Annotated in this window: 24 protein-coding genes; 17 read left to right on the plus strand and 7 right to left on the minus strand. The window is 74.3% G+C overall.

Features of this window, described 5'->3' with window-relative positions; genetic code table 11:
• Window positions 1-12 precede the first annotated feature (12 nt).
• From BKA21_RS14155 to BKA21_RS14195, 9 genes are all read left to right on the plus strand, one after another.
• Window positions 13-2,052 (plus strand): flagellar biosynthesis protein FlhA, encoded by a 2,040-nt coding sequence (locus tag BKA21_RS14155; protein ID WP_218887597.1) that lies wholly within the window; start codon window positions 13-15, stop codon window positions 2,050-2,052.
• The gene (locus BKA21_RS14160) at window positions 2,030-3,196 is read left to right on the plus strand and encodes a hypothetical protein (RefSeq protein ID WP_140460674.1); all 1,167 of its coding nucleotides are present in this window, start codon (window positions 2,030-2,032) and stop codon (window positions 3,194-3,196) included. Before BKA21_RS14155 ends, BKA21_RS14160 begins: the two co-directional genes overlap by 23 nt.
• Window positions 3,197-3,232: 36 nt before the next feature.
• Window positions 3,233-3,535 carry a carbon storage regulator CsrA gene (gene csrA, locus BKA21_RS14165; RefSeq protein ID WP_140460673.1) on the plus strand — a complete coding sequence of 101 codons (303 nt, stop codon included), beginning with the start codon at window positions 3,233-3,235 and terminating at the stop codon, window positions 3,533-3,535.
• A gap of 145 nt (window positions 3,536-3,680) precedes the next feature.
• Window positions 3,681-6,104 carry a chemotaxis protein CheA gene (locus tag BKA21_RS14170; protein WP_140460672.1) on the plus strand — a complete coding sequence of 808 codons (2,424 nt, stop codon included), beginning with the start codon at window positions 3,681-3,683 and terminating at the stop codon, window positions 6,102-6,104.
• Window positions 6,101-6,517, plus strand: coding sequence for a chemotaxis protein CheW (locus BKA21_RS14175; RefSeq protein WP_140460671.1), 417 nt, complete (start codon window positions 6,101-6,103; stop codon window positions 6,515-6,517). The genes BKA21_RS14170 and BKA21_RS14175 overlap by 4 nt, the downstream gene beginning before the upstream one ends.
• Window positions 6,518-6,642: 125 nt before the next feature.
• Window positions 6,643-8,259 (plus strand): methyl-accepting chemotaxis protein, encoded by a 1,617-nt coding sequence (locus tag BKA21_RS14180; RefSeq protein WP_140460670.1) that lies wholly within the window; start codon window positions 6,643-6,645, stop codon window positions 8,257-8,259.
• 49 nt (window positions 8,260-8,308) lie between these two features.
• Window positions 8,309-9,406, plus strand: coding sequence for a multiple monosaccharide ABC transporter substrate-binding protein (chvE, locus tag BKA21_RS14185; protein ID WP_140460669.1), 1,098 nt, complete (start codon window positions 8,309-8,311; stop codon window positions 9,404-9,406).
• Window positions 9,406-11,007, plus strand: coding sequence for a methyl-accepting chemotaxis protein (locus BKA21_RS14190; RefSeq protein WP_140460668.1), 1,602 nt, complete (start codon window positions 9,406-9,408; stop codon window positions 11,005-11,007). The genes chvE and BKA21_RS14190 overlap by 1 nt, the downstream gene beginning before the upstream one ends.
• Before the next feature lie 224 nt (window positions 11,008-11,231).
• Complete coding sequence (locus tag BKA21_RS14195) at window positions 11,232-12,866, plus strand: methyl-accepting chemotaxis protein (protein ID WP_140460667.1); 1,635 nt, start codon at window positions 11,232-11,234, stop codon at window positions 12,864-12,866.
• 21 nt (window positions 12,867-12,887) lie between these two features.
• On the opposite strand, the gene BKA21_RS14200 is transcribed toward BKA21_RS14195, so the two are convergent.
• Window positions 12,888-13,817: a cation diffusion facilitator family transporter gene (locus BKA21_RS14200; protein WP_140460666.1), complete on the minus strand. Its 930-nt coding sequence runs from the start codon at window positions 13,815-13,817 to the stop codon at window positions 12,888-12,890.
• Window positions 13,818-14,039: 222 nt separating this feature from the next.
• Between BKA21_RS14200 and BKA21_RS14205 the strand changes: the two genes are divergently transcribed.
• The 7 genes from BKA21_RS14205 (at window position 14,040) to BKA21_RS14235 (ending at window position 19,710) form a co-directional block, all read left to right on the plus strand.
• Entirely contained in the window at window positions 14,040-15,638 is a 1,599-nt protein-coding gene (locus tag BKA21_RS14205; protein ID WP_140460665.1) for a methyl-accepting chemotaxis protein, read from the plus strand.
• A gap of 265 nt (window positions 15,639-15,903) precedes the next feature.
• Entirely contained in the window at window positions 15,904-17,025 is a 1,122-nt protein-coding gene (locus BKA21_RS14210) for a protein-glutamate methylesterase/protein-glutamine glutaminase (protein WP_140460664.1), read from the plus strand.
• Window positions 17,022-17,969, plus strand: a complete 948-nt coding sequence (locus BKA21_RS14215; RefSeq protein ID WP_140460663.1) for a CheR family methyltransferase — start codon at window positions 17,022-17,024, stop codon at window positions 17,967-17,969. The genes BKA21_RS14210 and BKA21_RS14215 overlap by 4 nt, the downstream gene beginning before the upstream one ends.
• Window positions 17,966-18,349, plus strand: coding sequence for a response regulator (locus BKA21_RS14220; protein ID WP_140460662.1), 384 nt, complete (start codon window positions 17,966-17,968; stop codon window positions 18,347-18,349). Before BKA21_RS14215 ends, BKA21_RS14220 begins: the two co-directional genes overlap by 4 nt.
• Window positions 18,346-18,798, plus strand: a complete 453-nt coding sequence (locus tag BKA21_RS14225) for a chemotaxis protein CheX (protein ID WP_140460661.1) — start codon at window positions 18,346-18,348, stop codon at window positions 18,796-18,798. The genes BKA21_RS14220 and BKA21_RS14225 overlap by 4 nt, the downstream gene beginning before the upstream one ends.
• A 58-nt stretch (window positions 18,799-18,856) precedes the next feature.
• Window positions 18,857-19,219, plus strand: coding sequence for a response regulator (locus tag BKA21_RS14230; RefSeq protein ID WP_203793574.1), 363 nt, complete (start codon window positions 18,857-18,859; stop codon window positions 19,217-19,219).
• A complete protein-coding gene (locus tag BKA21_RS14235; RefSeq protein ID WP_140460660.1) occupies window positions 19,216-19,710 on the plus strand; it encodes a hypothetical protein in 495 nt (164 codons plus the stop codon). Before BKA21_RS14230 ends, BKA21_RS14235 begins: the two co-directional genes overlap by 4 nt.
• Window positions 19,711-19,830: 120 nt before the next feature.
• Here the strand turns inward: BKA21_RS14235 and BKA21_RS14240 are convergent, their stop codons facing one another.
• Both BKA21_RS14240 and BKA21_RS14245 read right to left on the minus strand, forming a co-directional pair.
• A complete protein-coding gene (locus tag BKA21_RS14240; RefSeq protein ID WP_140460659.1) occupies window positions 19,831-21,066 on the minus strand; it encodes a pyridoxal phosphate-dependent aminotransferase in 1,236 nt (411 codons plus the stop codon).
• Window positions 21,067-21,324: 258 nt separating this feature from the next.
• Entirely contained in the window at window positions 21,325-21,600 is a 276-nt protein-coding gene (locus BKA21_RS14245) for a DUF4031 domain-containing protein (protein WP_140460658.1), read from the minus strand.
• Between the two features lie 215 nt (window positions 21,601-21,815).
• Here BKA21_RS14245 and BKA21_RS14250 point away from each other — a divergent pair, with 215 nt between their 5' ends.
• Window positions 21,816-22,382 (plus strand): VanZ family protein, encoded by a 567-nt coding sequence (locus BKA21_RS14250; protein ID WP_140460657.1) that lies wholly within the window; start codon window positions 21,816-21,818, stop codon window positions 22,380-22,382.
• Between the two features lie 11 nt (window positions 22,383-22,393).
• Here BKA21_RS14250 and BKA21_RS14255 read toward each other — a convergent pair whose 3' ends face one another.
• The 4 genes from BKA21_RS14255 to BKA21_RS14270 form a co-directional block, all read right to left on the minus strand.
• Complete coding sequence (locus BKA21_RS14255) at window positions 22,394-22,684, minus strand: WXG100 family type VII secretion target (protein WP_140460656.1); 291 nt, start codon at window positions 22,682-22,684, stop codon at window positions 22,394-22,396.
• Between the two features lie 150 nt (window positions 22,685-22,834).
• Window positions 22,835-23,557 (minus strand): HD domain-containing protein, encoded by a 723-nt coding sequence (locus BKA21_RS14260; protein WP_140460655.1) that lies wholly within the window; start codon window positions 23,555-23,557, stop codon window positions 22,835-22,837.
• Between the two features lie 94 nt (window positions 23,558-23,651).
• Window positions 23,652-25,364: a sensor histidine kinase gene (locus BKA21_RS14265; protein WP_239073012.1), complete on the minus strand. Its 1,713-nt coding sequence runs from the start codon at window positions 25,362-25,364 to the stop codon at window positions 23,652-23,654.
• Window positions 25,361-26,089: a response regulator transcription factor gene (locus tag BKA21_RS14270; protein ID WP_140460654.1), complete on the minus strand. Its 729-nt coding sequence runs from the start codon at window positions 26,087-26,089 to the stop codon at window positions 25,361-25,363. Before BKA21_RS14270 ends, BKA21_RS14265 begins: the two co-directional genes overlap by 4 nt.
• Window positions 26,090-26,195 lie beyond the last annotated feature (106 nt).

The following is a 26,195-nucleotide window of genomic DNA, read 5'->3' on the forward strand; positions in this document are numbered from 1 at the left end:
CCCGTCGCGCAGATGGCCGTGCCCGCCGGGGTGGTCGGCGTCGTGCTGCTGCTCGTCGTGCCGCTGCCCCCGCAGATGCTCGACCTGCTCATCGTCGTCAACATCACCGCGTCCCTGGTGATCCTGCTGACCAGCATGTACGTGCAGAAGCCGCTGGACTTCTCGATCTTCCCGTCGCTGATCCTGGTGTTCACGCTGTTCCGGCTGGGCCTGAACGTCGCCTCGACGCGGCTCGTGCTCGGCGACGGGTACGCGGGCGACGTCATCGACGCGTTCGGGCACTTCGTCGTCGGCGGGTCGCTCGTCATCGGCCTGGTGATCTTCCTGATCCTCGTGGTCATCCAGTTCACCGTGATCACCAACGGCGCCGGCCGCGTCGCCGAGGTCGGGGCCCGGTTCACGCTCGACGCGATGCCCGGCAAGCAGATGGCCATCGACGCCGACCTCAACTCCGGCCTCATCGACGAGGAGCAGGCCCGCCGCCGCCGCGCGGAGATCAGCGCCGAGGCGGACTTCTACGGCGCGATGGACGGCGGGTCGAAGTTCGTCAAGGGCGACGCGATCGCCGGCATCATCATCACCGTCATCAACCTGGTCGGCGGGTTCGTCATCGGCATGACCCAGATGGGCATGTCCGCCGGCGAGGCCATCGAGCGGTTCTCGCTGCTGACCATCGGCGACGGCCTGGTCACCCAGATCCCCGCGCTGCTGCTGTCCGTCGCCACCGGCATCGTCGTCACCCGCGCCACCGCCGAGGGCGACATGGGCACCGCGGCGGCCAAGCAGCTCACGCAGTCGCGCTCGGCCCTGCTGATCGCCGGCGGTGCGGCCATCGCCCTGGCGCTGCTGCCCGGCATGCCCAAGCTGCCGTTCCTGCTCGTCGGCTCCGGGCTGGTGCTGCTGGGGCAGCGGGCCAAGAGCGCCGCGAAGGCCGAGGAGGCCGCCGCGCAGGCGGAGCAGGAGCAGGCGCAGGTCACCGGTGCGCCCGCGGGCGACACCCCCGAGCAGATCATCGAGCAGATGCGCGTGCACACCCTCGAGGTGCTGCTCGCCCCCGACCTCGTCGACCTCGTCGGCACCGGCCCCGAGCAGGACCTGCTGGCGCGCGTGCGGGGCCTGCGCAAGAAGGTCGCCATGGACCTCGGCATCGTCGTGCCGCCCGTGCGCACCCGCGACAGCGTCGACCTGCCCGCGTCGACCTACGCCGTGCGGATCGCCGGCGTCGAGGTCGGCCGCGGTCAGGCCCCCGCCGGCCGCGTGCTCGCCCTCGGCGACGACCTCGCGGCGCTGCCCGGCACGTCCGTGTCCGAGCCGGTGTTCGGGCTGCCCGGCAAGTGGGTGCCCGCCGAGCTGCGGCACACCGCCGAGCTGCACGGCGCGACCGTCGTCGACCGCGTCTCGGTGCTCATCACCCACCTCGGTGCGCTGGTCACCCAGAACGCCGCGCGCCTGCTGGGCCGGGAGGACGTGCGCGTGCTCACCGAGGGCGTCAAGCGCGTCAACCCCTCCGTCGTCGAGGAGCTCGTGCCCACCCTCATGTCGCTGGGCGAGGTGCAGCGGGTGCTGCAGGGCCTGCTCGTCGAGGAGGTCCCCATCCGCGACCTCGGCCGGATCTACGAGGCGCTGTCGCTGCGCGCCAAGGTCAGCACCGACCCCGAGGGGCTCGTCGAGGCCGCCCGGCTCGCGCTCGGCCCGGCCCTGGCCGCGCCCTACGTGCAGGACGGCGTGCTGCGCGTGCTCACCCTCGAGCCGACCCTCGAGCACCACCTCGCCGAGCAGCTGCGTCCCGGCGACGGCGGCACCCAGCTGCTCGTCGACCCCCAGCGCCTGGACTCGATGCTCACCCAGCTGCGCCTGGCCGTGCAGCGCGCCGAGCAGGACGGCCGCGGCGTCGTCCTGGCGTGCGCGCCCGCGATCCGCCCCGCCCTGCGCCGGCTCGTCGCGCTGGGCACCGCGCGCCTGCCTGTGCTCTCCTACACGGAGGTGACGTCCGCGGGGGTGGACGTCGAGACCGTGGGGATGGTGAGCGGTGACCACGCGATTGCTGCTTGAGGGCACCGACCTCGGCGAGCTCGTCGCGCACGTGCGGGAGACGTTCGGCCCCCGCGCCCGCATCGTGCAGGCCGAGCGGATCCGCTCCGGCGGGTTCGCCGGGTTCTTCGCCACCGAGCGGTTCGAGGTCACCGTCGACGTGCCCGACGAGCCCGAGGCGGCGCCGAAGAAGTTCGCCCGCCGCCCCCAGCGCGCGATCGCCCCCGCCCCCGCCCCCGCTGGGCCGACCGCGCCCGCCCCGACGGGCATCGAGGCGCTGCTCGCCGCCGCGGACCGCGACGACGTCGGCCCCGGCCACGACGAGGCGCCGCGCGACCCCCGCACCGCCGCGGCCCTGCCGCCGCCCGCCGACCCGGCCCCGACCAGCGTGTCGACCGGGTCGGAGAGCTTCGCCGACGTGCTGCGCCAGGTCCGCTCGCTCGTCGGAACCGGGCCCGAGGTCGTCGACCCGCCCACCACCGCCACCGACGAGCCCGCCGCCCGCACCGCCTCGGCACCCCCCGCCCCGCCGCGAGCGCCCGAGGTGCCCGCCCCGGGCTCGCCGCAGCTGCGCGCCGAGCTCGCGCGGCTCGGCGTGCCCGCGACCGTGCTGGACTCCGGCCCCGTCACGCTGTCGGCCGTGCTCGGCCGGATCCCCACGGCCCCCGAGCGGCCCCGCGGCCCCGGCACCGTGCTCGCCGTCGTGGGCACGGGCGACGACGCCGTGCTCGTGGCCCGGTCGCTCGCCGCCCGCTGGCACCTGCCGCCGGCCGCCGTCGTCGAGCTCGACGCGCCCGCCGCCCCCGGGGCGGCCGCCGCCGTCCGCGACCCCGCCGCACCCCGCGTCCTCGCCCTGCGGGTGGGGCCCGAGGCCCGCGACCGCACGCTCGCGGCGGCCCTGCTGCGCGACGTGCGCCCCGACCAGGCGTGGGTCGTCGTCGACGCACGCACCAAGCCCGCCGACGCCGCCGCGTGGGTCGGTGCCGTCGGGGCCCTGCGCCGCGTCGACGCGCTCGCCGTGCACGGCCTGCTCGACACGACCGCGCCCGGCACGGTGCTCGAGCTGGACCTGCCCGTGGCGTGGGTCGACGGCCTGCCCGCGTCCCGGCTGCTGTGGGCGGCGGCGCTCGGGCAGGAGCTCGACGCGGCCCTCGGCGGCGCCTGACGCCGGTCCGGGCGCGCGGCGGGGTAGTGTCGCCGCATGCTCGTGCTGACCCGACGCGCCGGCGAGCGCCTCGTCATCGGCGGTGACATCGTCATCACCGTCATCGAGGTGCGCAACGACGGGGTGCGCATCGGGATCGACGCCCCCCGGCACGTGCGCGTGCACCGCGCCGAGGTGCTCGAGGCGGTGTCCGACGCGAACGCGTCGTCCGTGGCGGCCGGCGACGCGGCGGTGGCCGCGCTGCGCGGCCTGGTGGCCGTCGACGCCCCCGCGGCCGCACCCGCACCCGCAGCCCCGGCACCCGCGCCCGAGGGCGACGAGGGCACCCCGCACGCCTGACCCGCGGCCCCGCGGCCGGTGACGGTGCGGCGCCCGGCCGGACCGTCGTCCGGGACCACCCGCGACAATCTCTCAGCACCCCTGCACCCCGGCCGATGAGCCGACTGTCCCGGACACGCCCGGGACTTCGGCTGTGGGAGGGTGCATGGACGGCCTGGACGACATCGTCCGCGAGTTCCTGGTGGAGAGCCACGAGAATCTCGACCAGCTGGACTCCGACCTCGTGGCGCTCGAGGAGCAGCCCGGCTCGCGCCCGCTGCTGAGCAGCATCTTCCGCACGATCCACACGATCAAGGGCACCAGCGGGTTCCTCGCGCTGTCCAAGCTCGAGCGGCTCGCCCACGTGGGCGAGAACCTGCTGGTGGACCTGCGGGACGGCACCCGGTCCATGGACAAGCCCGTCACCGACGTGCTGCTGGCCATGGTGGACCGCATCCGCATGCTGCTGGGCGCCATCGAGGCGACCGGCACCGAGGGCGACGTGGCCATCGACGACGTCGTCGCCCGCGTCGAGGCCGTGCACGCCGGTGTGCCGCTGGAGGCCCCGGCACCCGAGCCCGCCTCGCAGGAGGCGACGACGCAGGACGAGGTGGAGCAGGTGGACGACGAGCACGTGCAGCAGGTCGAGGCACCTGCGGAGCTGGTGGCCGCGGCCGCCGGTGCCGCCGCGCCCGCCCCTGCGGCCCCCGCAGCACCGCCGGCGCCCGCGCCCGCGCCCGCGGCACCGGCCGCCCCCGCGGCCCCCGAGGCGACGGTCCCCGCCCAGCACCCGGCCCCCGCGGCCGAGCGCGTCGAGGAGCACCCGCCCACCGAGGAGATCGGCGCCCTGCGCGGCGTCGGCGACTCCGCGATCCGGGTGGACGTCGACCTGCTGGACGCCCTCATGCGTCAGGTCGGCGAGCTCGTCCTGGCCCGCAACCAGATCAGCCGGCTGGCGTCGGCGACCGCCCAGGTCGACCTCGTCCGCTCCGCGCAGCGCCTCAACCTCATCGCCGGCGAGCTGCAGGAGGGCGTCATGAAGACGCGCATGCAGCCCATCGACAACGTGTTCGCCAAGATGCCGCGCATCGTGCGGGACCTGGCGACGGCGTGCGGCCGCGAGGTGGCCCTCGAGGTCTCCGGCGGCGACACCGAGCTCGACCGTGGTCTCCTCGAGGCCGTCAAGGACCCGCTGACGCACCTCGTGCGCAACGCGGTCGACCACGGCATCGAGCCGTCGGCCGAGCGCGTCGCCTCGGGCAAGTCGCCCAAGGGCCTGCTGGCCCTGCGGGCGTACCACGCGGGCGGCCAGGTCGTCGTCGAGGTCTCGGACGACGGTCGCGGCGTCGACACCGTCAAGGTCGCGGCGAAGGCCGTCGAGCGGGGCCTGCGCACGCAGGCCCAGGTCGACACCGCCAGCACCGCCGACCTGCTGCAGCTGCTGTTCCTGCCCGGCTTCTCCACCGCGGCGACCGTGACCAACGTGTCCGGCCGCGGCGTGGGCATGGACGTCGTGCGCACCAAGGTCGAGAACGTCGGCGGCACCGTCGACGTCGAGTCGACGCCCGGCAAGGGCACGGTCTGGCGCCTGCGGATCCCGCTGACGCTGGCGATCATGCCCGCGCTCACGGTCGAGTGCAACGACGACGTGTACGCGGTCCCGCAGGTCAACCTGCTCGAGCTCGTCGCGCTCGACGCGCAGCGCGGCCGGTCCGCGATCGAGTACGTGCACGCCGCCCCGGTGTACCGCCTGCGCGGCGACCTGCTGCCGCTGGTCTCGCTCGCCGAGGTCCTCGGCGTGGCCGAGCCCCGCGACCCCGGTGACCCCGACGGCGAGACCAGCTCGGTCATCGCCGTGGTCCAGGCCGACCACCACCGCTTCGGCCTGCTGGTCGACCGCGTCCTCAACACCGAGGAGATCGTGGTCAAGCCGCTGTCCCCGCGCCTGAAGGCGATCGGCACGTACGCCGGCGCGACGGTGCTCGGCGACGGCCGCGTCTCGCTCATCCTCGACGTGCAGGCCCTCGGCCGGCGCGCCCTGATCGGCGAGCTCGACGCCATGGCCCGCAAGGACGTCGGCGGGATCGACGCCGCGCACTCCGGTGCGGCCGAGCAGGTCCTCGTCGTGGGGATCGGCGGCGGGCGTCGCGTGGCGATGCCGCTGCAGTCGGTCACGCGCCTCGAGCAGGTGCGCCTCGACCAGGTCGAGCACGTCGGCGGCCGCGAGGTCGTGCGCTACCGCGGCACGATCCTGCCCCTGGCCCGGCTCGACCGCGTCCTCGGCTCGTACGGCGAGGCGATGGACGAGGAGCTGGTCGTCGTGGTGCTCACGCGCCGCGGCCGCAGCGTCGGCCTCGTGGTCCACGAGATCGTCGACATCCTCGAGGACCACAGCGAGCAGCACTCCGACATCGACGACTCCGGCCTGGTCGGGTCCACGGTGCTCGGCGAGCGCGTCACCGAGCGCCTCGACGTGCGGACCGCGATCCTCGCCGCCGACCCGGTGTTCTTCGACGACCGGCCCGAGGCCGGCACCGCCCCGGACGCGGCCTGGTCCGGCATCGACGACCTGGTGGGAGCCGGACGATGAGCCAGTACGTGACCTTCACCCTCGACGGGACGCTGTACGGCATCGACGTGCTGCGCGTCCAGGAGGCCCTCCGCTCGCACACCCGCACCCGGGTGCCGCTCGCGGCGGGTGACGTGGCCGGGCTGGTGAACCTGCGCGGCCAGGTCGTCCTCACGGTCGACCTGCGCACCCGCCTGGGCATCACCGACCGCCTCGGCGAGCGCGAGCCGATGATGGTCGTCGTCAAGACCGGCGGCGAGGTCGTCAGCCTGCTCGTGGACGAGATCGGCGACGTCGTCGACGTCGGCCCCGAGTCGTTCGCGGCCCCGCCGGACACCCTCGACCCCGAGATGCGCGCCGTCATCCGTGGCGCGCACAAGCTGGACGGGCGCCTGCTGCTCGTCCTGGACGTCGACCAGGCCGTGGCGGCCTGACACCGCCTGCCTGAGTCGACCTCCCGGCCCCGCCAAGGCCGGCGCCCCTTCCCCGTCGTACCCCCGAACCGTCGGCGCCCCGCCGACCCCCTAGCACCGCCGGCCCCGCCGGCAAGGAGACCATCATGAGTACGAGCCTCGAGGAGCCGCAGGGCCGGCGCGGGACGTTCCTGCGCAACCTGTCCGTCCAGACCAAGATCCTGTCCGCCGTCGGCGTGCTCGCCGCCGTCGCCGTCGCCCTCGGCGTGTACTCCGCGACGTCGCTGCAGCGCACCGCCGACGACACCGCGCAGCTCGCCAGCATCCAGGAGACGATCGCGGCCGTCCGGTCCGAGATCCACATCACCCAGATGAAGGCCCGCATGTCGCTCGCGCAGATCGCCGCGACCGACGGCGAGCTGCAGGCGGAGTGGGTCGAGAAGCAGGCCTCGAACGACGCCGACATGGCCGCGCTCATGGAGCAGTACGCGGCGACGCCCGCCGGCGAGTCCGAGATCTGGGCGTCGTTCGTCGAGGGCTTCACCGCCTGGCAGACGGCGCGCGACGAGCAGCTCATGCCGGTCGCGCTGGCGGGCGACCCCGAGGCGTACGGCGAGGTGCTCGACACGGTCAGCCAGCCGCTGATCGACGTGTACGTGGCCGACCTCGACGCGCTGACGGTCGAGATCACCGACTACATGAACGGCGTCGCGGCGGCTGCCGAGGCTCGCGCGGCCACGGCCATCACGACCCTGTACGTCTCGCTCGCGATCGCCCTGGTCGCTGCCATCGCGCTCGCCGTTGTCATCGCCCGTGGCATCCGCGGCTCGGTGACGAAGGTCCGTGAGTCGCTCGACGCCATGGCGCACGGCAACTTCACGGTCGTGGCCGACGTCGACCAGGAGGACGAGATCGGCAAGATGGCGCACTCGCTGACGCAGGCGCAGGCCGCCGTCCGCCAGACCCTCGCGCAGGTCGCGGAGTCCGCGCAGACCGTGGCTGCCGCCGCCGAGGAGCTCTCCGCGTCGTCCAGCCAGGTCGCCGCCGGCTCGGAGGAGACCTCCGCGCAGGCCGGGGTGGTCGCCGCCGCAGCCGACGAGGTCAGCCGCAACGTCTCGGCCGCCGCCGCCGGCGCCGAGCAGATGGGCGCCTCGATCCGCGAGATCGCCCAGAACGCGACCGAGGCGACCCGCGTCGCCCAGGCCGCCACCGCCGCCGCCGACACCGCCAACGAGACCGTGTCCCGCCTGGGGGCGTCGTCCGCCGAGATCGGCAACGTTGTCAAGCTCATCACCACCATCGCCGAGCAGACGAACCTGCTGGCGCTGAACGCGACGATCGAGGCCGCGCGTGCCGGGGAGGCCGGCAAGGGCTTCGCGGTCGTCGCCGGTGAGGTCAAGGAGCTCGCGCAGGAGACCGCCCGGGCCACCGAGGACATCGCCCGCCGCGTCGAGGCCATCCAGCACGACACCACCGGCGCCGTCGGCGCGATCGGCGAGATCGGCACGATCATCGCCTCGATCAACGACTACCAGCTCACCATCGCCTCCGCGGTGGAGGAGCAGACCGCCACGACCAACGAGATGTCCCGCTCCGTCGCGGAGGCCGCGACCGGCTCGGGCGAGATCGCCACCAACATCGTGGGTGTCGCGTCGTCGGCGCAGACCTCCACGCAGGTGCTGGGCCAGATGGGGACCGCGGTCTCCGAGCTGGCGCAGATGTCCGAGGACCTGCGCCGCCGGGTCCAGGCCTTCACCTACTGAACCAGCCCGCCGGCGGCCCGTCCGGCACCCCTCGCACAGGATGAAGACGATGCGACGACGCACACGATGGACGACCCTGTCCGCAGCGTTGACCGGCACCGTCGCCCTCGCCCTCGCCGGCTGCTCCGCAGCCGGTGAGGGCGGTGGCGATGCCCCGCTGGTCGGCGTGGCCCTGCCGACGACGACCTCCGCACGCTGGATCGCCGACGGCGAGAACCTGCAGGCCCAGCTCGAGGGGCTGGGCTACGACGTGACGCTGGAGTACGCCGAGGACGACGTCCCGACCCAGGTCGAGCAGCTGGAGCAGATGATCGCGGCCGGTGCGGACGCGCTCGTCGTCGGGTCCATCGACGGTGTCGCGCTGAAGTCGGTGCTGGCCGAGGCCGGTGCCGCCGACATCCCGGTGATCGCGTACGACCGGCTCATCCGCGACTCGTCCGACGTCGCGTACTACGCGTCGTTCGACAACTTCCGCGTCGGGGTGCTGCAGGCGCAGGCCCTGCTCACCGGCCTCGGCGTCCTCGACGAGGCGGGCGCCCGCACGTCGGCCGCCGGCCCGTTCTCCGTCGAGCTGTTCGCCGGCTCCTCGGACGACAACAACGCGCACGTGTTCTTCGCCGGCGCGATGTCGGTCCTGCAGCCGTACCTCGACTCCGGGGTGCTCGTCGTCCCGTCGGGGCAGACGGAGTTCGACGAGATCGCCACGCAGGGGTGGAGCGGCGACGTCGCGGGGGAGCGCATGCAGACGCTCGTCGGCGCGTACGGCGCCGGGCGCACGCTCGACGGCGTGCTGTCGCCCTACGACGGCATCTCCCGCGCGATCCTCGACGTCGCGTCGGGCATCGACCAGCCGGCGCTGCCCGTCGTCACGGGCCAGGACGCCGAGATCGACTCGGTCAAGCTCGTCAAGGACGGCACGCAGCACTCGACCGTCTACAAGGACACCCGCCAGCTCGCCGAGGTCACGGTCTCGATGGTCCGTGAGCTGCTCGACGGCGGCACGCCCGAGGTCAACGACACCACGTCGTACGACAACGGCGTCCAGGTCGTCCCGTCCTACCTCCTGACCCCCGCCCTGGTGACGCAGGACAACTACGAGCGGGTCCTCGTCGACGGCGGCTACTACACGGCACAGGAGATCGGCTGATGGCCACGGCACGCACCCGCGGGGCATGGTTCTGGGACCGCTCCCTGCGCACCAAGTTCACCGCCGTCCTGCTCATCATGGGGTCCGCGTTCGTGCTCGTCGGCGGCACCGGGGCGTTCGTCCTCGTCCGCGCCGGGCAGAACCTCGACCAGATGGCGAGCCTGAGCCAGGACCTGCAGGCGGCGCTGACCGACCTGCGGGCCGACCAGGTGCGCTCGCACCTGCTCCTGCACCGGGCGGCCGAGGCCGACCCGACGCTGCAGGCCCAGCTCCTCACGTCCTCGGAGTGGATCGACCAGGACGTCGCCGCGAAGATCGCGGTCGTCGAGGCGTTCCCGGAGTCCGACACCGTGCAGTGGGCGGACTTCGTCACCCGCTGGGAGGCGTGGGTCGCCTACCGCGACTCCGCGCTCATGCCGGCCGTCGAGGCGAACGACCACGAGGCCTTCGAGGCCGCCGTCGCCGCGGACGTCGCCGCCGACCCCGAGTGGGCCGGCCGGGCGCTGTCGCTGGCGACGGGGCAGATCGACGCGTCCGTCGAGGCGATCCTCGCCCGGTCGCAGGCCGAGGTCCGCACCACCGTCATCGCCCTGGCGATCGCGTTCGTCGTCTCGATGACCCTCTCCGTGACGGTCGCCGCCGCCGTCCTGCGCCGCATGGCGCGGTCGCTGGACTCGGTGCACGCGTCGATCGACGCGCTCGCCGACGGCGACCTCACGGTCGAGGCGCAGGCCTTCGGCAAGGACGAGCTCGGCCGCATGGTCGACGCGCTCAGCACCGCGCAGGAGCACCTGCGCGACACGCTGCGGGGCGTCGCCGAGGCGTCCGCGACCGTCGCGGCGTCCGCCGAGGAGCTCTCGGCCGCGTCCGCGCAGGTCGTGTCCGGCTCGCAGGAGACGAGCACGCAGTCGGGCGTCGCCGCGCAGGCCGCGGAGGAGGTCAGCCGCAGCGTGCAGGCGGTGGCCGCGGGCGCCGAGCAGATGGGCGCCTCGATCCAGGAGATCGCGCACAACGCGACCGAGGCGGCGAAGGTCGCGCAGGCCGCGACGAGCGCCGCGAACGACGCGAACGACACGATCGCCCGCCTGGGCACGTCGTCCACCGAGATCGGCAACGTCGTCAAGCTCATCACGTCCATCGCCGAGCAGACGAACCTGCTGGCGCTGAACGCGACGATCGAGGCCGCGCGGGCCGGGGAGGCCGGCAAGGGCTTCGCGGTCGTCGCCGGGGAGGTCAAGGAGCTCGCGCAGGAGACCGCGCGCGCCACCGAGGACATCGCCCGCCGCGTCGAGGCCATCCAGGGCGACACCCAGGGGGCCGTCGGCGTCATCGGCCAGATCGGCGAGATCATCGCGTCGATCAACGACTACCAGACGTCCATCGCGTCGGCCGTCGAGGAGCAGACCGCGACGACCAACGAGATGTCCCGCGGGGTCGCCGAGGCCGCCAGCGGCTCGGGCGACATCGCGCACCGCATGACGGGCGTCGCGGAGACCGCGTCGTCGTCGGCGCACGTGCTCGGGCAGATGGAGGCGTCCGTCGGCGAGCTGGCCCGCCTCTCGGAGGACCTGCGCACGCGGGTGTCCACCTTCCGGTTCTGACGCAGCACCCGGGCCCCGGCCCGGACCGCACGCCCGCAGGGGCGGGTCGCCCACCGCGACCCGCCCCTGCGGCGTGCAGCGCTCCCGGCACCGTCGGTGCCGGGAGCGTCGGTGGCAGGGCCGTCCAGCGGCCTGGACGACTGCTCAGGACCGGACGTCCCCGGCCGATCGGACGGGTACGAGCCCGCTCCGCCGGGGCGGGCCCGCACCCCGAGGAGCCCGCGATGAGCACCAGCACCCCCGAGCGCGTCCCCGCCCGCCGCACGGTCCCGCTGCGCGTGAAGATCCTCGCCAGCGCCGCCGCCGGCGTGCTCACCTCCGTCGTCGTCGGGGGCGTGGCGTTCACCGCGCTCAGCGACGTCACCGCGGCCAACGCCGAGCTCGCCGACCTCCAGGAGCTGTCGACCGCCGTCGGCGAGGTCCGCATGTTCAACAGCGACGTCACCGGCTGGCAGGTCGCCTACGCGTGGGACACCCGCATCATCGGCGGCCCCGAGGCCGTCGCCGACGACGCCCTCAACCGTGCCGGGTACATCGCGTCCGCCGCGGCGCTGCAGGACCAGCTCGTCGCCCTCGACGCGATCTCGGACGAGATGACCGCCGAGGAGGCCGCCCTCGTCGACGAGATCGCCGGGCTGTGGCAGGACTTCTTCGCGGTCGACGACCAGGTCGTCGAGGCGTACGCGGCCGGCGAGCTCGACGCGGGCGACGCCCTCGTCACCGGGGCCGGGTACGAGATCTACTACGGGATCGGCGAGGGTACGGTCGCCCTGCAGACGATGCTCCAGGACCGCACCGCGGCGGCCACGACCGCCGCGGCGTCCGCGGCCGGTGCGGCGCGCCTGGCCACGGTCGTCGCGGTGCTGCTCGGCTCCGTCCTGGCCCTCGGCCTGGGCTGGGTGGTCGCCACCCGGACCGGCCGGGCGATCCGCTCGCTCCAGCGGTCGATCCACGCGATGGAGGACGGCGACCTCACGGTCGTGCCGGAGGTGCGCAGCGCCGACGAGGTCGGGGCCATGGCGGACGCGCTCGCCGGTGCCCAGCGTTCGCTGCGGGCCACCATGGCGGGCGTCGTCGAGTCCGCCGCGACGGTCGCGGCCGCCGCGGAGGAGCTGACGGCCGCGTCCGGGCAGGTGGCGGCGGGTGCGGAGGAGACGAGCGTGCAGGCCGGCGTCGTCGCCTCGGCGGCCGACGAGGTGTCGTCGAACGTGCAGGCCGTGGCCGCGGGCGCGGAGCAGATGGGCGCCGCGATCCGCGAGATCGCGCAGAACGCCACCGAGGCCACGCGCGTCGCGCAGTCCGCGACGGTCGCGGCCGAGGGCGCGAACGACACGGTCGCCCGGCTGGGCACGTCGTCGGCGGAGATCGGCAACGTGGTCAAGCTCATCACGTCGATCGCCGAGCAGACCAACCTGCTGGCGCTCAACGCGACCATCGAGGCGGCCCGCGCCGGCGAGCTCGGCAAGGGGTTCGCGGTCGTCGCCGGGGAGGTCAAGGAGCTCGCGCAGGAGACCGCCCGCGCCACCGAGGACATCGCCCGCCGCGTCGACGCCATCCAGGGCGACACCCAGGGCGCCGTGCACGCGATCGGCGAGATCGGCACGATCATCGCGTCCATCCACGACTACCAGCTGACGATCGCGTCGGCCGTCGAGGAGCAGACCGCCACGACCAACGAGATGTCCCGCTCCGTCGCGGAGGCCGCGAACGGCTCGGGCCAGATCGCCGCGAACATCACCGGCGTGGCCGCGGCCGCCCAGTCGTCCACCCAGACCCTTACGCAGGTGGGCGACTCCGTCGCCGAGCTGGCGCGGCTCTCGGTGGACCTGCGCGAGCGGGTCGCCCGCTTCACGTACTGACCGGCCCGCAGGGGCGGCGGGTCAGGGGTGCTGGCGCACCTCGTGGGCGTCGTGCCCGACGGGCTCGATCTGGAACGTGCAGTGGTCGGTGTCGAAGTGCTCGCCCAGGCAGGCGCCGAGGGCGTCGAGCACCTCGCCCGACCGGTCCTCGGCGAGGCAGCGGGCGTCGACCACGACGTGCGCGGACAGCACCGGCACCCCGCTGGTGATGGTCCACGCGTGCAGGTCGTGCACGTCCACCACGCCGGGGACGCGGGCCATGTGCGCGCGCACCTCCTCCAGGTCCATCCCGCGCGGGGCCGCCTCGAGGAGCACGTCGACGACGTCGCGCAGCAGCGACCACGCGCGCGGCAGGATCAGCACGCCGATCGCGAGCGACGCCACGACGTCGGCGCGCGCCCAGCCGGTGGTCGCGACCACGACGCCCGCGACGACCACGGCCACCGACCCCACGAGGTCGCCCAGGACCTCGAGGTACGCGCCGCGCACGTTGAGGCTCTCGTGCTGCGGGCCGCGCAGCAGCAGCAGGCCGACGAGGTTGGCCGCGGCGCCGACGAGCGCGACCCCGATCATCAGGCCCGCCGCGACGTCCGGCGGGTCGTCCCACCGGCGCACCGCCTCCACCACGACCCACACCGCGAGCGTGCCGAGCAGCAGCGCGTTGGCCAGGGCGGCCAGGACCTCCGCCCGCTGGAGCCCGAACGTCCGCGTCCCGGTGGCCGGGCGGCCCGCCAGCGTGGACGCGACCAGCGCCACCGCGATCCCGGCCGCGTCGGTGAGCATGTGCCCGGCGTCCGCGAGCAGCGCCAGCGATCCGGACACCAGCCCGCCGACGACCTGCACGCCGACGACCGCCAGCGTGATCGCCAGCACGACGCCGAGCCGCCGGCGGTGCCGGGCGGACGCGGGGCCGCGCGGGCCCTCGTGGCCGTGCCCGTGGCCGGCGCCCATCAGGCCGGCACCGGCACGGTGCGGTGACCCGTCGGGGCTGTCGTCGGCACCCCGCGATGCTAGGCGGCACGACCGGGGCCCGGCCACCGCCGGCCCCGCGGACGGGTGGGTCCGCCCGGTGCGCGTGAGGCAGAAGTCCTATCGCGCGGCCCCGCCCGGCCGATCGGACGGTGGGTCGTCGTCGGACGGCCCGCCCTTCGACGTGATCGGGGTCGTCCGCAGATGAGCCAGCACCAGTCAGGACGTCGGACGTGGGCCGACGTGTCCGTCCGCACCAAGGTCCTCGCCGCCGTCGCGGTGATGGCGCTCACCGCGCTCCTCGCCGCCGGCCTCGCGCTGCGCGCGTTCGGGGCGCTGCGCGCCGACGTCGACGCCCTGTACGACGGGGCGGTCGTGCCCCTCACGCAGCTGACCGAGATCCAGCGCGCCTACCAGGGCGACCGTGCTCGCGTCATCCAGTACGGCATCGCCGACGAGGAGATCCGCGCCGAGCTCGCCGCCGAGCTCGAGGAGCGCCGGGTCGACCTCGACGCCCAGGTCGAGGCCTACCGCCCGGGCGCCGTCGACCCCGCCGCGGTCGACGCGATGGTCGCCGCGTTCGACGCCTACTACACCGCCGCGCACGACGAGCTGTTCCCGCTGCGCGACGCCGGTGACGACGAGGCGTTCGGCGTGTACTTCCAGGAGACGATCCGCCCCCTGACGACCGGCGTCATGGACGCGATCCAGGCCGAGACGACCGCCCAGGAGGAGGCCGCCGCGGCCCGCGTCGCGGACGCCCGCTCCCTGGTCGGGTCCTCGCAGCTGACGGTGACGCTCGCCATCGCGATCGGCGGCATCCTGTCGCTGTCGATCGCCTGGTTCGTCGCCCGCTCGCTGCGTCGTCGCCTCGACCTGGCCGTCGCCGGCCTGGAGGCGCTCGGCGAGGGCGACCTGCGCACGGCCGTCCAGGTCGACGGCAACGACGAGGTCGGCCGCATGGTCGCCGCGCTCGGCTCCACGCAGGTCCGCCTGCGGGGCGTGCTGTCCGGCGTCGGCGAGACCGCGCAGACCGTCGCCGCCGCCGCCGAGGAGCTCACCGCCGCGTCCAGCCAGGTCGCCACGGGCTCGGAGGAGACGTCCGCGCAGGCCGGTGTCGTGGCCGCCGCCGCGGAGCAGGTCAGCCGCAACGTCCAGGCCGTGGCCGCGGGCGCCGAGGAGATGGGCGCGTCGATCCGGGAGATCGCGCAGAACGCGACGGAGGCGACCCGCGTCGCCCAGGCCGCGACGACCGCCGCCCAGGACGCCAACGACACCGTGTCCCGCCTGGGCACGTCGTCCGCGGAGATCGGCAACGTGGTGAAGCTGATCACGTCCATCGCCGAGCAGACGAACCTGCTGGCGCTGAACGCGACGATCGAGGCGGCGCGTGCCGGGGAGGCCGGCAAGGGCTTCGCGGTCGTCGCCGGTGAGGTCAAGGAGCTCGCGCAGGAGACCGCGCGCGCCACGGAGGACATCGCGCAGCGTGTCGAGGCGATCCAGCAGGACACCACGGGTGCGGTGCAGGCCATCGGGCGGATCGGGGACATCATCGCCTCGATCAACGACTACCAGATGACCATCGCGTCGGCCGTCGAGGAGCAGACCGCGACGACCAACGAGATGTCCCGCTCCGTCGGGGAGGCCGCGACCGGCTCCGGCGAGATCGCCACGAACATCGTCGGTGTCGCGTCGGCCGCCCAGTCGTCCACGCACACGCTCGAGCAGATGGGCGACAACGTCACCGAGCTCGCGCGCCTCGCCGAGCGCCTGCGCGAGGGCCTGTCGGCGTTCCGCTACTGACGCACCCCGACGGGCCCGAGAGGGCCCGTGACGGCGCCGACGCGTCGTTCCGTCCAGCACGGCCCCGGACCGCCCCCACGGGCGCTCCGGGGCCGTCGTCGTGGTCGCCGGGCACGCCCGCGCCGTCGCGACGCCCCGGACCTTCGTCCCGGCACGTTCACCCGGCCCGACTGCCCGGCCGAACGCTCACCGCCGGGCCGGGGGTGCCGATAGGCAGCACGTGGCGGCCGACGGCCGCCCTCCCCACGAGCCACAGGAGCACGGTGTGACGCGAACCCGGGTGCTGGTCGTCGACGACTCCGTCGTCGTTCGCCGGCTCGTCACCGACGCGCTCTCCCGCGAGCCGCGCATCGACGTCGTCGGCGTCGCCGCGAACGGCCGCATCGCGATGTCGAAGCTGGACCAGCTCGCACCCGACGTGGTGACGATGGACATCGAGATGCCGGAGATGAACGGCATCGAGACGGTGCGCGCGATGCGCAAGGCCGGCCACAAGCAGCCGGTCATCATGTTCTCCACGCTCACCGAGCGCGGCGCGTCCGCCACCCTGGACGCCCTGGCCGCCGGTGCCACCGACTACGTGACGAAGCCGGCCAACGTCGGCAGCGTCCAGCAGTCGCTGCAGCGGGTGGCCGACGAGCTCATCCCGCGGATCCTCGCGCTCGCGCCCGGTGGCCGGGGCGGGGCGCTGCCCCACCCGCGCGCCGGGGTCTCCGCCGGTGCCGCCGCGGCGGCGACGCCGAGCCCGCGCGGCCCGGTCCGCCTCCAGCCCCCGCGTGGCACGCACCCCGTGCGCCTCGTCGTGATCGGCTCGTCCACCGGCGGGCCGGAGGCGCTGTCCAAGGTGATCTCCGCGCTGCCGGCGCTGCCCGTGCCCGTCGCGGTCGTCCAGCACATGCCACCCGTGTTCACCCGTCAGCTCGCCGCGCGCCTCGACCGCCTCGGGCCGTCGACGGTCAGCGAGGCCGTCGACGGCGAGCCGCTGCTGCCGGGGCACGTGTACATCGCGCCCGGCGACAAGCACCTCACCGTCCGGACCAAGGTCGCCACCCTGCACGCCGTGCTCGAGAACGGGCCGCCGGTGAACTTCTGCCGGCCGGCCGTGGACGTGCTGTTCCGCGCCGCCGTCCCCGCGGTGCGCGGCGAGATCCTCGCCGTGGTGCTCACCGGCATGGGGGCCGACGGACGGTCCGGCTGCGAGGCGGTGGTCGCCGGGGGCGGCACCGTCCTCGTGCAGGACGAGCAGACCAGCGTGGTGTGGGGCATGCCCGGCGCCGTCGCGACCGCCGGGTGGGCGCACGCCGTCTACCCGATCAACGAGGTGGCCGGGGCCGTGGCCCGCACCGTGAACGAAAGCCGGACCGCGACCGTGGGAGGTGCGTCATGACGATCTCAGCTCAGACGTTCGCGTTCGTGGCGGACCACGTCCGCCGCAAGAGCGCGATCCAGCTCGACACCGGCAAGGAGTACCTCGTCGAGAGCCGGCTGCTGCCGCTCGCACGTGCCGCCGGTCTGCCCGACGTCGACGCGTTCGTCGCGACCCTGCGCAGCGGCCCCGCCGCGGCGCGCGGTCTCGAGGACGTCGTCGAGGCGCTCACCACGAACGAGACGTCGTGGTTCCGCGACGTCACGCCGTTCGACGCGCTGCGCCAGCACATCCTGCCCGCGCTGCAGTCCGCGCCCGGCGGCCTGCCCCGGCTGCGGCTGTGGTCGGGCGCGTGCTCGACCGGCCAGGAGCCCTACTCGATCGCGATGATCCTCAGCGAGGCCATGCCCGGCCTGCCGCTCGAGATCACCGCGACCGACCTGTCGGAGCAGGTGCTGTCCCGCGCCCGCACCGGCGAGTACAGCCAGCTCGAGGTCAACCGCGGCCTGCCCGCCCCGCTCCTCGTCAAGTACATGAAGCGCAACGGGTCGCACTGGCAGGTCGCCGACGAGCTGCGCCGCAAGATCACGTTCCGCCGGGCCAACCTGCTCGAGTCCCCGCCGCTCGGCGGGCCCTTCGACGTGGTGTTCCTGCGCAACGTGCTCATCTACTTCGACCTCGCGACCAAGCGCGCGGTCCTCGACCGGGTGCGCGGTGCGCTGCGGCCCGGCGGGTTCCTCGTCCTCGGTGCCGCCGAGACCACCATCGGCGTCCACGAGGGCTACGAGCGCGTCGTCGTGGGTCGGGGCGCCGTCTACCGGGCCACCAACGGCCCCACCCTGCCGCACCAGGCACCCCCGTCCACCGTGGAGTCGTTGCGCCACCCGGTCACGCCGGTCCGTCCGGCGGCCCGACCGGCCCCGCTGTCGTCCCCCGTCCTTTCCCGAGGAGCTGGTCTGAAGTGAGAGCACTCGTCATCGACGACTCCCGCACCATGCGGAAGATCGTCTCGCGCACCCTGACCGACCTGGGGTTCTCGACGGTCGAGGCCGAGGACGGCCAGGCCGCCCTCGACGTCCTGGAGTCCGGCGACGTCCCCGACCTCGCCTGCATCGACTGGAACATGCCCGTGATGGACGGGCTGACCTTCGTCACCAACGTCCGGGCGAACCCCGCGTGGCGTGGCGTGACGCTGATGATGGTCACGACGGAGAGCGAGCACAACCAGATCGTGCGTGCGCTCGCGGCCGGGGCCCACGAGTACCTGATCAAGCCCTTCACCACCGACGCCATCCGCGACAAGCTCGACCTGCTCGGTCTCGTCGCAGTAGGGGAGCCGGCATGACCACCGCGATCGCGGGCGAGGACGTGTACGCCATCGCCCAGGACGTCTTCTCCGCCATGATCGACGGCGAGACCGACACGCTCTTCCCGTGGGACGGCGAGGTCCCCGCGTGGGGATCGCCGCTCGTCGCGTGGGTCGACCTCTCGGGCGACTGGGACGGCCGTGCCGCCCTCACCACCGAGACCGAGACCGCGCACGACCTCGCGCGCGCCCTGCTCGGCCTGCCCTCGGGCTCGCCGGTCTCGGACGAGGACCTCGTCGACGCGTTCGGCGAGATCGTCAACGTCGTCGGCGGCAACATCAAGTCGCTGCTGCCGACCACGGGCAAGCTCAGCCTGCCCCACGTCGCCGACTCCGAGCCGGTCCTCGCCGGCTCGGTCGAGGTCGCCGAGCTGCGCCTGTCCTGGAAGGGCCGGCCGCTCACGCTCATCGTCCACGGCGTGCCGTGACGACCCCCTGCCACCGAACCGCGCCGTCGACCCACGGCGCACGTCTGAGGAGGAACCCATGATCCGCGTGCTTGTCGCGGACGACAGCCGCGTCATGCGGCAGATCGTCATCCGCACCCTGCGTCAGGCGGGGTACGACTGGGACGTCCGCGAGGCGGCCGACGGGGCGCAGGCCCTGGAGGCCGTGCGCGCCGACGAGCCCGACGTCGTGCTGTCCGACTGGAACATGCCCGAGATGACCGGCATCGACCTGCTCCGTCGGCTGCGCGCCGAGGGGTACGAGACGCCGTTCGGGTTCGTCACGTCCGAGGGCTCGCCCGAGATGCGCGAGCTGGCCGAGCAGGCCGGTGCGCTGTTCCTCATCGCCAAGCCGTTCACCGCGGAGTCCTTCCGCGAGGTCATCGAGCCGGTGCTCGCATGAACGTCCGGACCGAGAACCCGCTGCCCACCGCCAAGGACGTCCGCGACCTGTTCGAGGGCCTCCTCGGCCGTGAGGTCGTCGTGCACACCGGCGGCATCATGGTCGACCCGTCGGAGCCGGCCGGTGCGCTCGTCGGCACCTACGTCGACCCCTTCCTCAAGCTCAAGGCCATCTGCCTGTTCGACCTGGCGCTCGCGGCGTACGCGGGCGGGGCGATCGGCCTCATCCCGGCGCCCGTCGCCAAGGAGTCGGTCGAGAGCGACATGCTCGACCCGGCGCTGGAGGAGAACGCGCGCGAGGTGCTCAACGTGCTCGCGTCGCTCATGAACGCCGAGGACGTCCCGCACGTCAAGCTCGACCGGGCGTACTCCCCGCGCGAGGACGTGCCCGCGGACGTCGCGCCGTGGGTCAAGTCCTACGTGCGTCGTCAGGACCTCACCATCGAGGTCGCCGGGTACGGCAAGGGGTGCTTCTCCCTGCTGGTGCTCTGACACCGACCCGCCCCGCGCCGCCCGTGCCCCGGGCGGCGCGGGGCGTCACGCCACGCGTCCGCTGCTCGCCGGAGGGGAGAGCAGCGGACGCGTCGTGCGTCCGCCCCCCGTGCGCGGCGGTCAGCCGAGGGGCACCTGGCGGTACGACGACAGGAAGTTGCCGATGCGCTCGACCGCGTCGGCCAGCACCCGTGCCTCCGGCAGGGTGACGATCCGCAGGTGGTCGGGCGTCGGCCAGTTGAAGCCCGTGCCCTGCACGAGCAGGATCTGTTCGGCGACCAGCAGGTCGTAGACGAGCTGGGCGTCGTCGACGATGCCGAAGACCTCCGGGTCGAGCCGCGGGAACAGGTACAGCGCGCCGTCGGGCTTGACGCACGTGACCCCGGGGATCGACGTCAGCCCCTCCCACGCGACCTGCCGCTGCTCGTGCAGCCGCCCGCCGGGCGCGATGAGCGCCTCGATGGACTGCACGCCGCCGAGCGCCGCCTGGATCGCGTGCTGCGCCGGCACGTTGGGGCACAGGCGCGTCGACGCCAGCAGGGTGATGCCCTCGAGGAACCCGCGCGCGTGGTCCGTGGGCCCGGTGACCACGACCCATCCCGAGCGGAAGCCCGCGACCCGGTACGTCTTCGACAGCCCGTTGAACGTCAGGCACAGCAGGTCGGGCGCGATGCTCGCCATCGGCACGTGCTGCGCGCCGTCGAAGAGGATGCGGTCGTAGATCTCGTCCGCGAGCACGAGCAGGCTGTGCTCGCGGGCGACCGCGGCGATCTGCTCGAGCACCTCGCGGCTGTACACCGCGCCCGTCGGGTTGTTCGGGTTGATGACGACGATCGCCTTGGTGCGCGGGGTGATGAGCGAGCGGATGTGCTCCACGTCGGGCTGCCAGCCGGCGGACTCGTCGCACCGGTAGTGCACGGGCCGCCCGTCGGACAGGCTCGTCATGGCCGTCCACAGCGGGTAGTCGGGCGACGGGACCAGCACCTCGTCGCCCTCGTCGAGCAGCGCCTGCAGCACCATGGTGATGAGCTCGGACACGCCGTTGCCCAGGTACACGTCGTCGACGTCGAAGAGCGGGAACCCCGGCACCGTCTCGTACCGGGTGACGATGGCGCGCCGCGCCGAGAGGATCCCGCGCGAGTCCGTGTAGCCGTGCGCGTGCGGCACGGCGGCGATGACGTCGGCGACGATCTGGTGCGGCGCGTCGAACCCGAACGCCGCCGGGTTGCCGGTGTTGAGCTTGAGCACGGTGCGTCCCTCGGCCTCGAGGCGCGCGGCGGCGTCCAGCGCCTTGCCCCGGATCTCGTAGAGGACGTCCTTGAGCTTGGCGGACTGGTCGAGCGGGCGCAGCGGCATGGGTGCTCCTGGGTCGAGCGACGGACCCCTCAACCCTAGCCACGCGCCGGCCCCGACCCGCCCTGCGGCCGCTCCACCGCGCGCCGCGGTCGCCGAGCGGGCTCCGGCTCGCGCATCCCGGCCCCCGCACGCGAGCCAGAGTCCCTTCGGCGTCGACGATGCGGACGGCGTGGACGGCATGCAGGAGCGTGGCGCGGGGGACGGGGCGGGGGACTGCCGGGGTGGCCTCGGCTGCGCGGGCGGGGGCGTCGGCTTCGGTCAGCTGCTCGCGCGACGCTCTTCGTGCGTGACGCGCAGCCCCGACGCGCGCAGCCGGCGGACCAGCTCGCGCGTGCCCACCGGCACGGCGCCCAGCGCCACGACCGCGTCCCACCGCTCGACGGGCACGTCGTAGTGGTCGTGGTCGAACGCCCGCCGCGGGATCCCCGCGCGCTCAGCGAACGCGTGCAGCTCCTCGTACGACGCGTCGCTGACGAGGTGCCCCCACACGGTGCCGTGGCGCGGCCACAGGGGAGGGTCGACGAGCACGGTCACCCCACGAGCCTACGGCGGCACGGCCGCGCGCCCGCCCCCGCGCCCCTCGCCCGTCGTGCCGCTGCGGTCGGTGGCGCGCCGGGCGACACGCCGCGCGCGGGTCACGCACCCGGGTCTGTCGCCACGGACCGCGCCCACGGCCCGTGGCCCGTCGTCCATGCTGCGGATGTCGTGGCGGGGTGCCGCGGCAGACGTGATGAGACAGGTGGTCGGTCGTGGTCCAGCTCTGGCGGCACTTCTCGTGGGTGATCCCGGTGGCAGCGGTGCTCGGCGGCGGGGCGCTGCTGCTCACCGCCTGCCTGAGCTGGTCGCGTACCGGCCACGAGCGGTCGTGGCCCGCGGTGCGGCAGGCGCTGCTCGACGGGCTGGTGGCCCTGTGGGCGGTCGCGGTCGCGCTGATCACCCTCGTCCCGGGGACGAGCGCCTTCCCGGGGCAGGCCCCGAGCGTCGAGCTGATGCCGTTCGGCGACCTCGTGCCGCTGCTCACGTCCGCCGTGCACTGGGAGGTGCCGTTCGTGCAGATCGGCGGCAACCTCGTGCTCTTCGCCGCGGGCGGCCTGCTCCTCGGGCTCCGGCACGGGCTCGGCCCGGGCCGGGCGGCGCTGACGTTCCTGGCGGCCGGCGTCGGCATCGAGACGTGGCAGCTGCTCGTCGGGGGCCGGTCGGCGGTCGTCGACGACGTCCTCCTGTGCGTGCTCGGCGGCACGCTGGGCGCCTGGGCCGGCCGGGCGCTCGCGGGCACGGTCCGGCGCCCGGCCGGCGGACGCCCGGTCACGGCCTGACGGACGTCCGGTCAGGACGTGAAGAGGCGGGACGCGTGCTGCTCGGCGTCCGCGTAGGTGCGCGCGGCGGCCTGCATCGCGGCGGCGATCTGCGCGAGCGACTGCTCGACGCGGGCCTGCGTGCCCGACCACTCGGCGACGACGGCCCCGAACGCGCCGGCTGCGCCGCCGCGCCAGCCCGCCTGCAGGTCCGCGAGCTGACGCTGCATCGCCGCGACCTCCTGCTGGATGGTCGCCGCGCGTGCGAGCACCGCGGACGCCGACCCGTCGAGCTGGGTGCTGTCGACCTCGTACCGGCTCATGGCCCCTCCCTCGGCCCGCCGGGCCGCGGGGGAGCGGCACGTGACGGCAGGTGACCAGGACGCTACGAGCCGCGGCCCGGGGCGAGGCGGCCGCCCGCACGGACCCGGTGCCGCACCGGGCGGCGCGCGGGCTGTGGGCGGCTCGTGCGGTCAGGCCGAGGACGTGCCCGTGGCCTGACCGGCCTCGATCTTCGCGAGCTCCTTCTCCAGCCGCTGCAGCTCGGCCGAGACGTTCTGCCGGGCCGGCTCCTCCCACGTCTGCGCGAGCGGGCTCACGAACAGCGACGGGCGGGCGAGGAGCTTGCGCAGGATCCGCACCCGGGCGCGCACGTAGTCCTCGACGGGCAGGTGCGAGTACTCCGCGCGCAGCCCCAGCAGGTACTGCTTGTACTTCTGCGGCTCGGTGGCGAGCATCGCCAGGTCGGCGTCGCACAGCACCGCGCAGTCGCTGTCGTTCGGGTCGGGCACGTGCCGCACCAGCGCCGAGACGAGCGCACCGACGCGCTGCGCGCGGTGCTCCGGCACGCCGAGCGCCCCGAGCTGCTCGACGGCCAGGCGCGCGGAGGCCGTCTCGTCCTCGCCGCCCTTGTTGGCGTACGCCTTGCGCTCCGCGGAGTCGAACACCGCGCCGTGGTACCAGGCCGCGAGCCGCACGAGGTCCGGCTCGTGGGCCTCCTCGTCGAGCTCGTCGACCCGGGCGAGCACGTCCACGAGGTGCTTGAGGTTGTGGAAGTGCCGGTCAGGACGGGTCCAGCGCTCGAGGAGGTCCTCCCCGGTACGACGGACGACGTCGGGAGCGGCGGTGCCGCCCGCTCCGGCGACGCTACGGACGAAGGCCGGCAGCAGCCAGGCAGGTGCGTCATGGACGCCCATGGATCAAGCCTCACGACGGTGACGACGGACGCGCCATGGTAGCCACGTCCCGGCCCGCCCGTGCACCGTTCCCACGGACCTTCGTCCCGACGGCCTACGCGGCGCCGTCGTCCCCGGTCGCGTCCTCGACGTCGGGGCCGTCGTCGGCCGCGCCCTCGTCCTCCGGCGCCGCCGGGTCGCACGGCAGCAGCACACGGACCGTCGCCCCGCCGCCGGGTGTCTGCTCGATCCCCACGGTGCCGCCGTGCGCGTCGACGATGGCCGCGACGATCGCCATGCCCAGGCCCGACCCGCCGGAGTCGCGCGTGCGCGAGGCGTCCACGCGGTAGAACCGCTCGAACACCCGCGCCACGTGCTCGGGGTCGATGCCCGCGCCGTGGTCGCGGACCTCCAGCACCCCGCACGGCCCGTCGTCCCCGTCGACCCGGCCCACGGCGATCTCGACGGGCGTGCCCGGCGGGGTGTGCCGCGACGCGTTGCCCACGAGGTTGGCCAGCACCTGCCGCAGCTGCCGGTCGTCGCCGTGCACCACGCACGGGCCGCCGGAGTCGAGGCGGACCAGCCGCAGGGGCCGCGCCGGGTCGAGGGCGTGCAGGTCGTTGAGCGCGTCCACGGCCAGCACCGTGAGGTCCACGGGCGCGCGCTCGCCGCGCCGCCCCTCGTCCAGGCGGGCCAGGGCCAGCAGGTCCTCCACCAGCGAGCCCATCCGGGTCGCCGACCCCTCGATCCGCCGGATCGTGTCGTCGACCTGCTCCTTCGTGGTCAGCGCACCCATCCGGTACAGCTCGGCGTACCCGCGGATCGCGGCCAGCGGCGTGCGCAGCTCGTGCGACGCGTCGGCGACGAACCGGCGCATCCGCGCCTCGGACGCGGTGCGCGCGTCGAACGCCTGCTCGATCTGGGCGAGCATGCCGTTGAGCGCGGCACCCAGCCGCCCCACCTCGGTCTGCTCGGGCGCCTCGGGCACCCGGCGGGACAGGTCGCCGGCGGCGATCGCGGCGGCCGTGCCCTCGATCTCGCGCAGCGGCCGCAGCGACCGCTGCACGGCCCACCCGCCGACGATCGCCCCGAGCAGCACCAGCGCGGCCCCGCTGCTCACCAGGGTGAGCGCGAGCCCGCGGATCGCCTGGACGTTGTCCCGCAACGGCAGCGCGACGGTGACGTACGTGTCGGGGACCAGCTCGCGGGTGACCTTGTTCCTCAGGGGGGACGTCACCGCGCGCCAGGTCGACCCGTGGCGGTCGGACGCGATCGTGTAGGGCACGGTGTCGCGCGCCAGGACCTCGTCCATCGTGAGCGTCGGGACTGCCGGGGTGCCGTACTCGGCCAGGGTGTACTCGTTGCCGAGCAGCACCGTGTCCTGCTGCCCGGCCGACCGCACGACGGCGTAGTAGTCGGAGGGGGGTGTCTTCGAGTAGTCGCCCCAGCCCTCCTGCGCCTCGAGCAGGTAGGCGTTGACCTGCTCGTACCCCTCCTCCTGCAGCTTGTCGTCGACCTGCCGGACGAGCACGTCGCCGAGCAGCGTGGCGCTCGTCGCACCCGCCAGGGTCAGGCCCGCGCCCAGCAGCACGACGATCACCGTGACGAGGCGGGTGCGCAGCGGTACCGCGTCCCACCGCGCGGCCAGGGCACCGCGCGGGCGCGGCGCGTCCTCGGGCGCGTCGTACGCGCCGCCCGACCACGTCGGGCCCTGCTCCTGCACCGGTCCCTGCGGGTCGTGCGGGAGGTCCGTCGCCGTCCGTCGCCCCCAGGTGCGCGCGTCGCCCGCCCGGCTGCCGCGCACGTGCGGGACGGGGCCGGTGCTCACGTCGACGCGCGCAGCAGGTACCCGACGCCGCGCTTGGTGTGGATCAGCGGCGGCAGCCGGTTCCCGTCGCCGTCGTCGAGCTGGTCGATCTTGCGGCGCAGGTACGAGATGTAGGACTCGACGATGTTCGCGTCGCCGCCCCAGTCGTACTGCCACACGTGGTCGAGGATCTGCGCCTTGGACAGCACGCGGTGCGGGTTGAGCATGAGGTACCGCAGCAGCTTGAACTCGGTGGGGGACAGCTCGACGGGCTGGCCGGCCCGGCGCACCTCGTGCGTGTCGTCGTCGAGCTCGAGGTCCGCGTACGTGAGCACGGACGAGCTCACGCCGTCGTCGGGGGCCGTGCGCCGCAGGATCGCCCGGATGCGCGCCACGACCTCCTCGAGGCTGAACGGCTTGGTGACGTAGTCGTCGCCGCCCACGGTCAGGCCCTGCACCTTGTCGGACGTGTCGTCGCGGGCCGTGAGGAACAGCACGGGCACGTGCTGCCCCTTCTCGCGCAGGCGGCGCGTGACGGTGAAGCCGTCCATGTCGGGGAGCATGACGTCGAGCACCACGAGGTCGGGCTCGGTGTCGCGGGCCAGGCGCAGCGCGGACCCGCCGTCGGCCGCGGCGTGCACCTCGAACCCCGCGAAGCGCAGGGACGTCGCGAGCAGCTCGCGGATGTTCGGCTCGTCGTCGACGACGAGGAGCCGGGCCTCGGGCGTGCCGGTCGCGGTGCTCATGGTCCGATCATCCGCCCCGACCCTGGGAGTTCGCTGGGCGCGGGGCGGGTGGAAAACGGGCCCGTAGGGCCGAACCGGGCGTCCGGACGATCGTGATGGACATGTG

The organism is Cellulomonas oligotrophica, assembly GCF_013409875.1.
Lineage (GTDB): Bacteria > Actinomycetota > Actinomycetes > Actinomycetales > Cellulomonadaceae > Cellulomonas > Cellulomonas oligotrophica.